At 71.0% G+C, this 14,009-nt stretch carries 10 protein-coding genes; 8 read left to right on the plus strand and 2 right to left on the minus strand.

Annotated features, from left to right (window positions below):
• Window positions 1-107: 107 nt before the first annotated feature.
• Together ACIRSU_RS10125 and ACIRSU_RS10130 are read right to left on the minus strand one after the other, a co-directional pair.
• On the minus strand, window positions 108-1,148 hold the full coding sequence (locus ACIRSU_RS10125) for an ABC transporter permease (protein ID WP_403790474.1): 1,041 nt from the start codon (window positions 1,146-1,148) through the stop codon (window positions 108-110).
• Entirely contained in the window at window positions 1,145-1,969 is an 825-nt protein-coding gene (locus ACIRSU_RS10130; protein WP_403790475.1) for an ATP-binding cassette domain-containing protein, read from the minus strand. Before ACIRSU_RS10130 ends, ACIRSU_RS10125 begins: the two co-directional genes overlap by 4 nt.
• A 147-nt stretch (window positions 1,970-2,116) precedes the next feature.
• Here ACIRSU_RS10130 and ACIRSU_RS10135 point away from each other — a divergent pair, with 147 nt between their 5' ends.
• The 8 genes from ACIRSU_RS10135 to ACIRSU_RS10170 all read left to right on the plus strand — a co-directional run bounded on the left by ACIRSU_RS10135 (window position 2,117) and on the right by ACIRSU_RS10170 (window position 13,740).
• Window positions 2,117-2,836, plus strand: coding sequence for a GntR family transcriptional regulator (locus ACIRSU_RS10135; protein ID WP_403790477.1), 720 nt, complete (start codon window positions 2,117-2,119; stop codon window positions 2,834-2,836).
• A 499-nt stretch (window positions 2,837-3,335) separates the two neighbouring features.
• Entirely contained in the window at window positions 3,336-4,187 is an 852-nt protein-coding gene (locus tag ACIRSU_RS10140) for a fumarylacetoacetate hydrolase family protein (protein WP_403790479.1), read from the plus strand.
• Window positions 4,184-5,218, plus strand: coding sequence for a mannonate dehydratase (locus ACIRSU_RS10145; RefSeq protein WP_403790481.1), 1,035 nt, complete (start codon window positions 4,184-4,186; stop codon window positions 5,216-5,218). The genes ACIRSU_RS10140 and ACIRSU_RS10145 overlap by 4 nt, the downstream gene beginning before the upstream one ends.
• Window positions 5,219-5,639: 421 nt before the next feature.
• Window positions 5,640-7,541, plus strand: a complete 1,902-nt coding sequence (locus tag ACIRSU_RS10150) for a discoidin domain-containing protein (RefSeq protein ID WP_403790483.1) — start codon at window positions 5,640-5,642, stop codon at window positions 7,539-7,541.
• Between the two features lie 222 nt (window positions 7,542-7,763).
• Window positions 7,764-9,035, plus strand: coding sequence for an MFS transporter (locus tag ACIRSU_RS10155; protein WP_403790485.1), 1,272 nt, complete (start codon window positions 7,764-7,766; stop codon window positions 9,033-9,035).
• Window positions 9,032-10,057 (plus strand): TolB family protein, encoded by a 1,026-nt coding sequence (locus tag ACIRSU_RS10160; RefSeq protein ID WP_403790487.1) that lies wholly within the window; start codon window positions 9,032-9,034, stop codon window positions 10,055-10,057. Before ACIRSU_RS10155 ends, ACIRSU_RS10160 begins: the two co-directional genes overlap by 4 nt.
• Window positions 10,058-10,254: 197 nt before the next feature.
• Entirely contained in the window at window positions 10,255-10,725 is a 471-nt protein-coding gene (locus ACIRSU_RS10165; protein WP_403790489.1) for an ATP-binding protein, read from the plus strand.
• A gap of 183 nt (window positions 10,726-10,908) precedes the next feature.
• Window positions 10,909-13,740 carry an ATP-binding protein gene (locus ACIRSU_RS10170; protein ID WP_403790491.1) on the plus strand — a complete coding sequence of 944 codons (2,832 nt, stop codon included), beginning with the start codon at window positions 10,909-10,911 and terminating at the stop codon, window positions 13,738-13,740.
• The last annotated feature ends 269 nt before the right edge of the window (window positions 13,741-14,009 follow it).

Below are 14,009 nucleotides of genomic sequence, written 5' to 3' on the forward strand. Positions count from 1 at the left end.
CGGGGAGGCCGGTCCGGGGCAGGCGGACCGAGCGGTGGACCGGGTGCCGTCGGACCTGGGACCGGCGGACCGGGGAACTGCGGACCGGGTGGGAGCCCGGTCCGGGCTCAGGAGGCGCGCAGTTGTTGGCGGCGCTTGATGTCGTCGACGGCGACGGCGACGATGAGGATCGCGCCGATGGCGACGGTCTGCCAGAACGGCTGGACGTTGACGATGACCAGGCCGTTGTTCAGGACGGCGGGGATCATGACGCCGACGGCGGTGCCGAAGACGGTGCCGCGGCCGCCGAAGAGGCTGGCTCCGCCGATGATGACGGCGGCGATGGCGACCAGGTTGTCGGCGCTGTGACCGCTGACGGCCGTGGTGGTGAAGCGGGCGACGTCCAGGACACCGGCCAGGCCCGCGAGCGCGCCCATGAAGGTGAACAGGATGATCTGGTGCCGCGTCACCTTGACGCCGCTGCGCCGGGCGCCCTCGGCGTTGGAGCCGATGGCGTAGGTGTAGCGGCCGAAGCGGGTCCGGGCGAGGACGAGGCCGGCGACGACGGCCACGATGACGGCGATCCACACGGGCAGCGGCAGGCCGAGGATCTGGTTCATACCGATCGCGGTGACCAGCTGCGGCGGCAGGCCGGTGACGTCGGTGCCCTTGGTGATGACCTGGGCGAGGCCGAGGGCCATGCCGAGGGTGCCGAGGGTGATGATGAACGAGGGGATCTTCAGCCGGGTCACCAGGATGCCGTTGAGCAGGCCCCAGCCGGCACCGACGGCGATGCTGACGGCGATGCCGAGCACGATCGCGGCCGTGGCGTCGGGGTAGTTGTGCTCGGCGGATCCGCTGAGCGCGACCATCACCTTGGCGCTGACCACCTGGCTGAACACCAGGACCGAGCCGACCGACAGGTCGAGCTGGCCACCGATGATCAGAAAGGCGGTGCCGACGGCGAGGAGCATGGTGCCGGAGGCGTTGAAGAGGATGTTGCGGAAGTTGTCCGCGTTGAAGAAGGTCCCGCCGGCCATGACGGCGAACGCGGCGACCAGGACGACCAGCGCGAGGAAGACCCAGTTGCCGGTCACCGCGGCGGCGGCGCGCTGGATCCGGGTGGTGTCCGGCGAGGGCGCGGGGGCGGTCGTGAGGTTGGAGGTCATGGCCTGTTTCCCTGCGGGTGGGTCGGGTTGCGGGTCGCGGCGCCGGTGATCGCGGCGACGATCTCGTCGTGTGAGGTGGTGGCCGGGTCCAGCGTCGCGGCGGTGGTGCCGAGGCGGAGGACGACGATCCGGTCGGCCACGTCGGTGACGAACGGCACGCTGTGGCTGATGACGATCACGGCGATGCCGCGGTCGCGGGTGCGCTTGATGAGCTGGGCGACCTGCTCGGTCTGGACCAGGCCGAGGGCCGCGGTGGGCTCGTCCATGATGATCAGCTCGCGGGCCCAGATCCCGGCCCGGGCGATCGCCACCGTCTGGCGCTGGCCGCCGGAGAACATCCGGACGGGTGCCTGGTAGTCGGGGACGCGGGCGCCGAGGGTACGCAGGTACTCCTCCGCCTCGACGCGCATCCGCTTGTTGTCGAGGACGCCGAGGCGGCCCAGCGGACCGGCCCTCAGGTGCTCGCGGCCCAGGAACAGATTGGCCGGGGCCGACAAGTCGTCGGCGAGGGCGAGGTCCTGGTAGACGGTCTCGATGCCGGTGGCCCGGGCGTCGGAGGGGTTGGTGAAGTGGACCCGCTCACCGCGTACCCGCAGGTCGCCGGTGTCCGGGGCGAGGGCGCCCGAAAGGATCTTGATGAGGGTGGACTTGCCCGCGCCGTTGTCGCCCATCAGGGCGACGACCTCGCCGGGGGCGACGTCCAGGGAGACGTCGCTCAGCGCGGTGACGTGGCCGAAGCGCTTGGAGATCCCGGTGGCCGACAGGACGGGGGTGTCCGTGTGGGGGGACCGGGGGGAGGTTGTCGTGTTCGACAGATGCATCACCGTGAGTCTTCCTCTCTCGGTATGGCGACTCAGATGCTCTCTGTGGGAGATGCCGGGGCCGGTGGCTTGGCAGGTGCCTCGGTGCCGCCTGGCGATGGCTCGGATGCTTGCATACAAGTTCACCAGTGTGCAAGGATGAGTTTCGTGAAACCAGATCGAGACCTTTCGAGCGGCTCTCGGGTGCTCGCGTCGGTGGGTCGGGTCCGTACCCGGCAGCGCGCCTCCGACCGCGTCTACGAGGAGCTCGCCTCTGCCGTAAGCGACCTGCGCATCCTGCCGGGCGCGTCCCTGTCCGAGACCGACCTCGCCGACCAGCTCCACGTCAGCCGCACGCCGCTACGGGAGGCGATCGCCCGCCTGGTCGAGACCGGCCTGGTGTCGGTCGTCCCCCAGGTCGGCACCCGCGTGGAGCTGATCCGGCTCTACGACGTCGAGCAGGCCCGCTTCGTACGGGAGAGCCTGGAGACGGCAGCGTTCGCGGTCGCCTGCGCCAACCCGGCCCGGGACGTCGCCCCGCTGCGCTATCTGCTCGCCGAGCAGGAGCGCTGCCACGAGCGCGGTGACGTCGACGGCTTCTTCGCCGCCGACGAGGCCCTGCACGAGCAGGTCTTCGCCATCAGCGGCTACCTGGGTGCCTGGCAGGTGATGCAGCCGATGAAGATGCACCTCGACCGGCTGCGCCGGCTCAGCCTGCCCCAGCCGGACACGATCCGGGCGCTGATCGACGAGCACACGGCGATCGTGGACGCGCTGGAAGCGGGTGACGCCGTCGGCGGCCGCGAACGCCTCGTACGCCACGCCCGCCGGGCACTGGAGGACGCCCCCGCTCTCCAGGCCCAGTACCCCGAGTACTTCGCCGACTGATCACCGCCTGACTCGCAGACTCGCTCGCCAACCGACTCTCCGTCGCACCGGACCCGCCGCCGCACGAGCCGCGCGCGGCCGGGACGGTCCCGGCGCAGGACGGCGTCCGCACCGCCGTCCTGCGCCCCGGGCCCCGCGCCTGCGAGCGGACGCACCCGACCGATCGCGCACGGGGTCGTCGCGCCCGCCGGCGGAGGCACCCCGGCCGATGGCGCCGGCCGCCGCACCCGCGAGCGGACGCACCCGGCCGACCCCCTTGCCTTTGCTTCAGTTGACGGGACGACGGCACTCCTTCCGGATCCGGGATCCCGCACCCGCGCCCCTCGGCCCGACCCCAGAGCCGAGCGGCCTCCCTGACGCCCGGGACGCCGCCCCGACGCCGCCGTCGAGGCGCGCACCGGATCCGGCCCCGTTCCCTTCGGCGCCCCACTCCCCACCGGCGGGAGTCGCTTCGCGACACGGAGACGACCGACGCCTTGGCTCCACGTAAAGGATCTCCATGAGACTCATGCGTACAGGCCCGCCCGGGCAGGAGATACCCGTCCTGCTCGACGAGGGCGGCCGGCATCACGACCTGCGCGGGATCACCGACGACATCGACGGAGCCTTCCTTGCCGAGGGAGGACCCGGCCGCGTCCGCGCGGCGTACGCCGAGGGTCGCCTCCCGGTCCTCGACGTCACCGGACAACGCATCGGGCCACCGGTCGCCCGCCCCGGTGTCGTCCTGTGCGTCGGGCTCAACTACGCGGCTCACGCGGCCGAATCGGGTACGGCCCCGCCGGCCGAGCCGATCGTCTTCTACAAGGCGCCCAACACCGTCGTCGGCCCCCACGACGACCTCCTCCTGCCGCGCGGTTGCGCCAAGACCGACTGGGAGGTCGAACTCGCCGTCGTCATCGGCCGCCGCGCCCGCTACCTGGACTCCCCGCAGCAGGCGCTCGACCACATCGCCGGATACGTGCTCTCCAACGACGTGTCCGAGCGGGCGCTGCAGCTGGAGACCAGCGGCGGCCAGTGGTCCAAGGGCAAGAGCTGCGAGACGTTCAACCCGCTCGGCCCCTGGCTGGTGACATCCGACGAGATCCCCGACCCCCAGGCGCTCGGCATCCGGTCCTGGGTCAACGGCGAGCCGCGGCAGAACTCCACCACCGGCGACATGATCTTCGACGTCGCCACCCTCGTCCACCGGCTCAGCCAGGTCACCGTCCTGGAGCCCGGCGACATCCTCAACACCGGCACGCCCGAGGGCGTCGCGCTCTCCGGCCGGTTCCCCTACCTCACCGAAGGCGACCTCCTGGAGGTCGAGATCGACGGCCTCGGCCGACAGTCCCAGAAAGTGGTACGCGCATGACCATCCGGCTCTCCCTCGGTCATATCGACGTCTATGACGACCGGACCGCAACCTTCGCCCACCAACTCGGCCTGAAGAGCGTCCAGTTCCACACCCCGAACCTGCTCCCGGGCGAGAACGGGTACTGGAGCCTGGAGGAGCTGCGGGCCCTGCGCGAGCGTTGCGACGCGGACGGGCTCGCCATCGACGGCCTCGAGAACGTCCCGCTCGCGCACTTCTGGAAGATCCAGCGGGGCCTTCCCGGACGGGACGAGCAGATCGACAACTACCGCAAGACCATCCGGAACATGGCGGCCGTCGGCATCGACCTGCTCGGCTACAACTGGCTGCCCACGTTCGTCTGGCGCACCGACATGAACGTCCCCGGTCGCGGCGGCGCCCAGGTCACCGCCTTCGACCTCGCCGACATCGGCGCCGGCAACGCCCTCGCCTCCTACCGGCTCTCGCCCACGGCGCCGCTTGAGGAGCCCATCTCCGCCGAGCAGATGTGGGCCAACCACCAGTACTTCCTGGATGCCGTGCTGCCGGTCGCCGAAGAAGCCGGCGTACGCCTCGCCCTGCACCCCGACGACCCGCCGGTCGACGCGCCGCTCGGCGGCGCGGCCCGCATCTTCAACAGCCCCGCCTCCCTGGTCAAGGCGCGCGAACAGGCGAAGGCCAGCTCGTCGTGGGGCCTGGACTTCTGTCTCGGCACGGTCTCCGAGATGGGCGGCGAGGACGCCGTCAACGAGGTCATCGACACCCTCGGCCCGGTCGGCGCCATCTTCTACGTCCACTTCCGCGACGTGCAGGGCACCGTTCCGTCCTTCCGGGAGTGCTTCCTCGGAGAGGGCAACTACAGCCCCGCGCGGGTCATCCGGCGGCTCAACGACGTCGGCTTCGACGGCTTCCTCATCGACGACCACGTTCCCGCGATGATCGGCGACCCCGACACCTGGATGGACATCTCGTCCGACGCCTACTGCAGCCGGGGCCGGGCCCACGCCATCGGCTATCTGCAGGGCGTACTCAACGGCCTCGGTCTCGACTGAGAGTAAATCCACGATTCGGCGGCCGGTGGAACGGAGATTTCGATCGGCCGCCATTCGAAAGCTATCGGGAGTCGGTTGACTGAACACTGATGGAATTCGTGTGTTCCCTCCGCGCATGGAAGGGCGGATCGGAGCTGTCTCACACATCCCGCCGGTGGTAATCCGGGCGGGATAAGTGCAGTTCGGCAGGGTGGGTCTCCTCGGCGTGCCGAATTCCAGAACTCCATCGAATTCTGTCTGCCATCCCCTGTGAATTTCGGAAAGAGGCTAGTAGGAGGGGTTGACCCTACGAGATCGGCGGTCCTAGTCTGCGCTCGCCGCCGCAGGTCGCTCGAATTCTTCGAGGTCATCTCGTATCCGGTCGGCGGTATTCGGATATTCGCGTATCTCTGCTCGCCACCCTCCCTTCTAGGAGACAGCTGTGCGCATCCCACGCCCGCTCGTCGGCCTCGCCAGTGCCCTGGCGCTGCTGTGCGCCATCCCCGCGACCCTCGCCGCCTCGCCGGCGGCGGCCGCCACGTCGCTCCCCAAACCGGACCACATCGTCGTCGTGATGATGGAGAACGAGAACTACGACACCATCATCGGCAACACCGCTCAGGCGCCGTACATCAACCACCTCGCCCAGTCCGGCGCGTCGTTCAGCGACGCACACGGCGAGTGGCACCCGAGCCTGCCGAACTACTACGCCCTGCTGTCGGGTTCGACACAGGGCCTGACCAACAGCACACCCCCGGCGCCGGGTTCGATCAACGCGGACAACCTGCCCAACGAGCTGATCCAGCACGGCTACTCCTTCGCCTCGTACGGCGACGAGTACACGCCCGCCGCGTTCCTGCGCTACGCCGACCTGCCGGGTACCGCCACCGCCCCCAACCCGGTGGACAAGTGGCTGACCTGCCCGCCGTCGGTCGCCGGCCAGGCCTGCGGGTTCCCGACCGACGCCGCCGGCTACGCCGCCCTGCCGACCGTCACCTTCGCCCACGGGAACGGTGCCGAGTCGATGCACGACGGGGACATCCCCGGGGGCGACAGCTGGGTCAAGAACACCTTCGGCGGATACGCGGAGTGGGCCAAGACCCACAACAGCCTGCTGGTCGTCACCTGGGACGAGGACAACTTCACCCCCGCCAACCACATGCCGACCGTCTTCTACGGCGCAGGCGTCCGGACCGGCAGCTACAGCGAGACGATCAACCACTACAGCATGCTCCGCACCATCGAGGACATGTACGGCCTGCCCTACCTCGCCAACGACGCCTCCGCCACGCCCATCACCGACATCTGGTCCTCGGTGACGATCGCCGATCCGGGCCGTCAGGTCACCGGCCTCAACTACTCGGCATCGCTGCAGCTCCAGGGCATCGACCAAGCCGGAGGCACGCTGAGCTGGTCCGCGACGGGCCTGCCCGCGGGGCTGACCGTCAACAGCTCGACCGGCCTGATCTCCGGAATCGTGACCAGTGCCGGCAGCTCCACCGTGAAGGTCACCGCGACGGACTCCGCCACGGGCGCGAGCAACACGGCGTCCTTCACCTGGGAGGTCCCCGGCGCCGACCTGGCACGCAACCGGCCGACCACGGCGTCGTCCGTCTACTCGGCGAGCTATCCGGCGAACCAGGCCACCGACGGCAACCCGGCGACGCGTTGGTCCAGCTTCTTCGCAGACCCGCAGTGGATCCAGGTGGACCTCGGCTCGACACAGTCCATCGACACCGTGAAGCTCTCCTGGGAGGCCGGCTACGCCAAGGCGTACCAGATCCAGGTGTCCAACGACGGTACGACCTGGCAGACGATCCACTCCACGACGAACGGCCGCGGCGGCGTCGAGACCCTGACCGGCCTGGTGGGCGACGGCCGCTATATCCGGATGTACGGCACCCAGCGAGGGGCCCCCTATGGCTACTCCCTGTGGAGCTTCGAGGTCTACGGGCAGCCGGACCTGGCGTACAACAGGCCGACGACGGCGTCCTCCGAATACTCGGCGAGCTACCCGGCGAAGTCCGCCACCGACGGCAACGGGACGACGCGGTGGTCCAGCCTCTACGCCGACCCGCAGTGGCTGCAGGTGGACCTGGGCTCGACGCGCTCCGTCTCCGCCGTGAAGCTCGCCTGGCAGGCCGCCTACGGCAAGGCGTACCAGATCCAGGTGTCCGACGACGGTACGAACTGGACGACGATCCACACCGCGACGAACAGCGGCGGCGGGATCGAGACCCTCACCGGCCTGTCCGGCTCCGGCCGCTACATCCGGATGTACGGCACGCAGCGGGGCACCGGCTGGGGCTACTCCCTGTGGAACTTCACGGTCTACGGGACCTGAGCCCCGACGGGCTGAGAGCCCCGTAGCCGGACCGCGCTTCGCGGACCCGGCAGACCAGCTCAAGCCCGTGAACTCCCGGTCCCGGAAGTCCCAGAGTCCCCGTCCGGGACCGGGTCCCCACCGCGGTGGCGCCGACCGCCCTCCGAGGCGGCGCCACCGCGGTTCTCCTCCACCGCGCCACCGCGGTTCTCCTCCACCGCGCCCCGAACCGAAGGCGGATCCATGTACCTCGCGGACAGCCGCGGCGCCAAGGCCGGCGACCCCGAAGACCCCTCCGTTCCAGGACCTCGGCGGCGTCCCACCGCCGTCCCCGGGACCGTCCTGGCCCTGGGCACGGTCAGCCTGATCACGGACGTCTCCTCGGAGATGGTCAGCGCGGTCTTGCCGCTCTACGTGGTCGCCGGACTCGGCCTCTCCCCGCTCGGCTTCGGCCTCCTCGACGGCATCAACAACGGCATCGGCGCGCTGGTCCGCCTGCTCGGCGGCCACCTCGCCGACCGCGGCGGGCGCGCGCACAAGACGGTCGCCGCCCTCGGATACGGCCTGTCCGCCCTGGCCAAGCCCCTGCTCCTGTTCGCCCACACCATCCCCCTGATCAGCGCGGTGCTCGCCGTCGACCGGACCGGCAAGGGCCTGCGCACCGCCCCACGGGACGCGATGATCTCCCTCGCCACCGAACCCGCGCACCGCGGCCGGGCCTTCGGTGTCCACCGCGCGATGGACACCACCGGCGCCCTGCTCGGCCCTCTGGCGGCATTCGGCATCCTGGGTGTCGCTGCCGACGGCTACGACGCCGTGTTCACGCTGAGCGCCTGCGCGGCTGCCCTCGGGGTGCTCGTCCTGCTGCTCTTCGTGCCGAGCTACCGCAAGCAGGAAGGCGAGCCCCCGGCGCGACTCACCTTCCGCGAGTCGGCAGCCCTGCTGCGCATCCCGGCGCTGCGCCGGCTCACGCTGTGCGCGGTGCTGCTCGGCCTGACCACGGTCAGCGACGCCTTCGTCTACCTGCTCATCCAACGCGAACTCGTCCTGCCCGCCCACCTGTTCCCCCTTCTTCCGCTTGGAACAGCGGCCGCCTTCCTGCTGCTTGCCGTACCGATGGGGATGCTCGCCGACCGGATCGGACGCCGCCGGCTCTTCCTGGTCGGCCACGCAGCCCTTCTCCTCGGCTACGCGCTGGTGCTCCGGCCACCGGTACACAGCGCCGTCGTGGTCGTTCCCGTGCTGCTGCTCCTGCACGGCGCGTTCTACGCCGCCACCGACGGTGTCCTCGCCGCCGCCACCGCCGACACCGTCCCCGCGTCCGCCCAAGGTGCGGGCCAGGCCCTGGTCGGCACCGGGCAGGCGCTCGGCCGGTTCGGCTGTTCCCTCGCCTTCGGCGCCGCCTGGTCCGCCTGGGGAGGCCCCACCGCCCTCGCCACCGCCGCCACGGCCCTGGCCGTCAGCGCTTTGGTGGCCGCCCAGATCCTCCGCACCGGCCACCGGGAGTCCGCATGACCACGAGAGCCCGCCTGCTGATCCTGCTCATCGCCGTGCTGGTACTGGGAGGCGCGGCCACGGCGGTCGTGCTCCGGGCCGCCGGCGACTCCGCGCAACGCGCACAGACAAGCGCGGGCGACCCGCCCGTCCGGCCCGGCCCGGTCACCCTCACCCCGGCAGGGCGACAGCTCGCCTTCCGCAACCTCGCCATGGGGCCGCACCAGGACGAGATCGCCGCAGTCGACGCAGACGCCGACCACGCCGACGCCGAGCGCACGGTGGGCGGGGTGAAGTGCATGCGCTTCTACGCCGCCGCCGGCACCGGCATCTGCCTCCAGGCGCAGCACAGCGCGCTCGGCGACATCTACCATGCGGTGATCCTCGACCGGAACCTGCACGAGCTGCACCGCTTCCCGCTGGCCGGAGTTCCCAGCCGTGCCCGGGTCTCTCCCTCCGGCCACCTGGCGGCCTGGACGGTCTTCGTCAGCGGCGAGTCCTACTCGGGCGGGGGATTCTCGACCCGCACGTCCCTCGTCGACACCCGGACCTGGAAGCTCACCGACACCCTGGAGACCTTCTCCGTCGTCAAGGACGGCCACCCCCACCGGTCCCCGGACACCAACTTCTGGGGTGTGACCTTCGCCGACGACAACCGCTTCTACGCCACCCTCGCCACCGGCGGCCAGACCTACCTCGCTCAGGGCGATCTCGGTGCCCGCACCCTCACCACCCTCCACCAGAACGTCGAATGTCCCTCGCTGTCCCCGGACGGCACCCGCATCGCCTACAAGAAGCGCGTCCCCGGCGCCGCAGCGGACACGCCCTGGCGGCTGTACGTCCTCGACCTGGCCACCATGACCGAGACCGCCACCGCCGAAACGCGCCCCTTCGACGACCAGGTCATGTGGGCGGACGACACCACCCTCGTCTACGCCCTCCCCGGCAGCCACGGCTGGGACGTATGGACCGCCCCGGCCGACGGCACCGGCACTCCTCGCAAGCTGGCGGAGCAAGCCGCCTCGCCGTCCTATCTGGGGTGACCACGGGTTCCATGCCCACCTCCGCCGAGGCCGACCAACCGTACGAGTGGGGCACCCCCCACCTCTTGGCGCCCCTCACCGCGCTTTGTTTGGGTATACGCACATCCCCCCACTCCCCATAGTCACGGGGGACGGGTGCACGGCACGGTCGAAGTGAGCCCGCACGCACCACAAGCGGGACGACCCAGGAGCTGAGCATGGTCACCGTCAATCACCCGCACGTCGCCGTCGCCGCCTCCCGCCGGAGCGAGGAGCCCGACTCCACACCGGCTGCCGCACTGAGCGCCACCGCTGCGACCGACGCGGCCGTCCCCTCCCTGCGGCACTTCGTCCAGGACACCGCTGCGCGGTGGGCGGTGCCCACGGAGACCATCGACGGGCTGTCACTGGTCGTCACCGAACTCGTCACCAACGTCGTCCTCCACAGCGGCAGCCCCGATGTCACGGTGCTGATCACCCACCACGGCGCCGAGGTCCACCTCGAGGTCAAGGACGCCGGGACCTGGCAGACCCGCACCACCCCGCGCCTCGTGCCCGAGGACGACGACGCGGCCTGCGGCCGGGGTCTTGACCTGGTCAAGCACTGCTGCAGCTGGTGGCTGGCCTTCCTCAGCCCGCTCGGCACCCGGGTCGTGGCCTGTCTCCCCGTCGCGGCGAACGCCGGCTGACCGGCGCCCGGCCCCAGCAGCCGTACACACTGCTCACCGCGGAGGCCTCCCTCCCACCCGCAGGACGCACGCTGATTGCCGCCCCCAGGACGCGGGTCTAGCGTGAGGGTGAAGGACGGTGATCGGTGTGACCGGGACCCTGGAGAGCAGGGCGGCCGCCGTGCCGGCGGAGGGTTCGCTTTCGTGGGCCGGCGCCGGGAGCTCGATCTGCTCCTCGCGGCCGTCAAGCACCCGCCGGCGGTGGTCCTGGTCGAGGGCGAGGCCGGCATCGGGAAATCCCGCCTGATCCACGAGGCCGCCGCCGTGCTGAGCGGCCAGGGGCGGCTCGTACTCGCCGGCTCCTGTCACCCGCTGCGCGAGCCGTTCCCGTACGGCCCTGTGGTGGACGCCCTCCGCAAAGCCGGGCCCTGGCTGCCGGCCGTCGACCGCATCCCGCCGACCGCCGGTGCGCTCGCCCCGCTGCTGCCCGACCTCGCGGACCGGCTTCCGGCGCCGCCACCGCCCCCCGAGGACCCGCCCGCCCGCCGATACCAGGTGGTGCAGGCGGTGCACTCCTTCCTGACCGTCATCGGGCCTGCGGTGCTGGTCATGGAAGACATGCACTGGGCCGACGAGGCGACCCGCGATCTGCTCCTGCTGCTCGCGCGGGACCTACCGAAGCACCTCGGCCTGGTACTCACCTACCGGTCGGAGGACCTGCCGCCCGCCACGGCCGTGTTGGGCGCCGCCTACCGCCGCCCACCGGGAACCAGCGGGACCACGATCCGACTCGGCCCGCTCACGCGCGGCGACATCGACGAGCTGGCGGTGGCCGCACTCGGCGCCTACGCCCCACCGGACCTCGGCGGCACCCTGTATGCCCGCAGCGAGGGCCTGCCGCTGGTCGCCGAGGAGGACCTCCTCACCCTCAGCGAGTCCGGCCGGCATCTCGACCACCGTGACATCGCCGCCGAACTGCGCCGTGCCGACGTGCCGCGCGGGCTGAGCGAGGCCGTCACCGAGCGGCTGGACGTGCTGACCTCCGCCGGCGCCGCGATCGTCGACGCCGCGGCCGTGCTGGCCGTCCCCGCCGACGAGACCCTCCTTGCGAACGTCGCCGGCCTCGACCAGGACCAGAGCGCGGACGGGCTCACCGAGGCCATCACGGCCTCGGTGCTGAGCGAGACCGAGACCGGCACGTATGTGTTCCGGCACGTGCTCGCCCAGCAGGTCGTCTACGCACGCATCCCCGGACCGCGCCGTGCCCGCCTGCACCGCCGCGCCGTGGAGGTCCTGGCGGCGAGGAATCCGGCGCCGCTCGTGCAGATCGCCCATCACACCCTGGCCGTCGGCGACAGGGAAGGCTGGCTACGACGGGCCGAGGAGGCCGCAGACCACGCCTTCACCGTCGGCGACACCGGCACTGCCGCCTCGCTGCTCCACCAGATCCTCGAACAACCCGGGCTGCCCGAGGAGTCGAGGTCGCGCGCGGCACTGGCGCTGGCACGAACCGCCTATCTCGGGGTGGACTACGAGACCAACGCGGCGCTGCTGCGCCGGATCCTGGCCGATCCCCGGCTTGCCGAAGCCACCCGGGGAGAGATCCGACTCGGCCTCGGGCTGCTCATGCTCAGCCAAGCCGGCGACGCGGCGGGCTTCGACGAACTGGAGCGCGCGATCGGAGAGTTGTCTTCCCACCCGGAACGGGCCGCGCGGGCGATGATCGGCCTCGCCATCAGGGAACAGGGCGACGGCGCCAAGCGGGCCCCGGAGTGGATGGACCGCGCCGAGCGCACCATCCGCGACAGCCCCGACGAGGTGATCCGGGCGGCCGTCCGGGCCACGAGGCTGAGCCTGATGTCCCGTCAGGGGGACCCGGCGGTCTGGGATCTGCTGGATGCCCTGCCACGCGACTCCGACGACCTGGAGATTCTCCGCCACACGGTCCGGGCCCTGCACAACGTAGGTGAATCTGCCATTGACCTCGGGCACGACGCCCGCGCGGCCGCACTTCTGACGGAGAATCGGGAACTCTCCAGGCGGGTCGGTAATTCGGCCATCGAGTGCTACAGCCGGATAGACCTGCTCAGGCTGGACGCCTACGCGGGGCGCTGGAACGATCTGGAGGAGCGGTTCGCCGACCTCGCCGCCGAGTACCCGGAGATCGTCCCGCCGAGCGCGGAGAGGGCCCTGTGCCTCGCCCGGATCGCACATGCCCGAGGTCAGACCAGCCGTGCACTGGACCTGGCGAACGCGGCCGCCGAGCACGGCCGCAAGCACTTCGAGGTGAACGTCGCACTTCGGGCCGCCGCCGCGCAGGCCTCGGCCCTACTCGCCCAGGGCGACGCGGAGGCCGCGCGAGCGGTGTCCGAACCGGCACTGGACCTACTGCGCGATGCCGAGGCATGGGCGCGGCCCAACTCGCTGATCGCCCTCGCCCTCGTGGCCTACCTGGCCTGTGGTGACCGGGAAGCCGCCGAGCGGCTGACCGACGAGTTCGAGGCGCACCTGCCGGGGTGCGACTCACCATCGGCCGAGTCCGAACTCCACTATGCGCGCGGCCTCCTGCTCGAGGAAACCGACCCCGCCCGGGCCGCCGAGCACTTCGACCGCTCCCTGCGACTGGTGCGGGCCATGGGCCGCCCGTACGAGACGGCCTGGGCCACCGTGGCATACGCCCGCGCCGTCGCCAGGACGGACCCCGAGGCCGCGGCCGGCCCACTCCGCGAGGCCCACGACGTCTTCCTCCGCCTAGGAGCCACCTCCGCCGCGGCGAGCTGCGAGCAGGCCATGCGCGAACTCGGGCTGGATCAGCCCGCGGCGCGGCCCCATCGCGGGTACGGCAACGAACTCTCGCCCCGCGAGCATCAGGTCGCCGAACTCCTCGCCCGTGGCGCCACCAACCACGACATCGCCCAGACGCTCTTCCTGTCTCCGCGGACGGTCGAGAAACACGTCGCCAGCGTCCTGAAGAAGCTGGGCACCTCCAGAAAGGACATCGGCACTGCCTTCAAACCCGGAGGTCAGGCGCGGTGAACGGTGGGGGAATCGGAGAGCACAGAACCAAGCCGGTCGCCCGCGACTTCGGTCTGCTCAGTTCCGCGAACACATACGGCACCGCGTAGCCGGGGGCTTGCGGAAGAGCGGAGAGTCGCAGATCGGCATCGACGCACAGCGGCGCCACCTTCTTCTGCTGCGGCGCTACGGCTGGCCGCCACCTACGACGCGGTGCGTCCGCGGCACTCTCCCCGGCATCGCCGCGAACCGGCTCGCCCGGCACGAGAAGAGCGCGATGTGGTTCAGCC

The sequence above is a fragment of the Streptomyces sp. NPDC101160 genome (assembly GCF_044768205.1).
GTDB lineage: Bacteria > Actinomycetota > Actinomycetes > Streptomycetales > Streptomycetaceae > Streptomyces.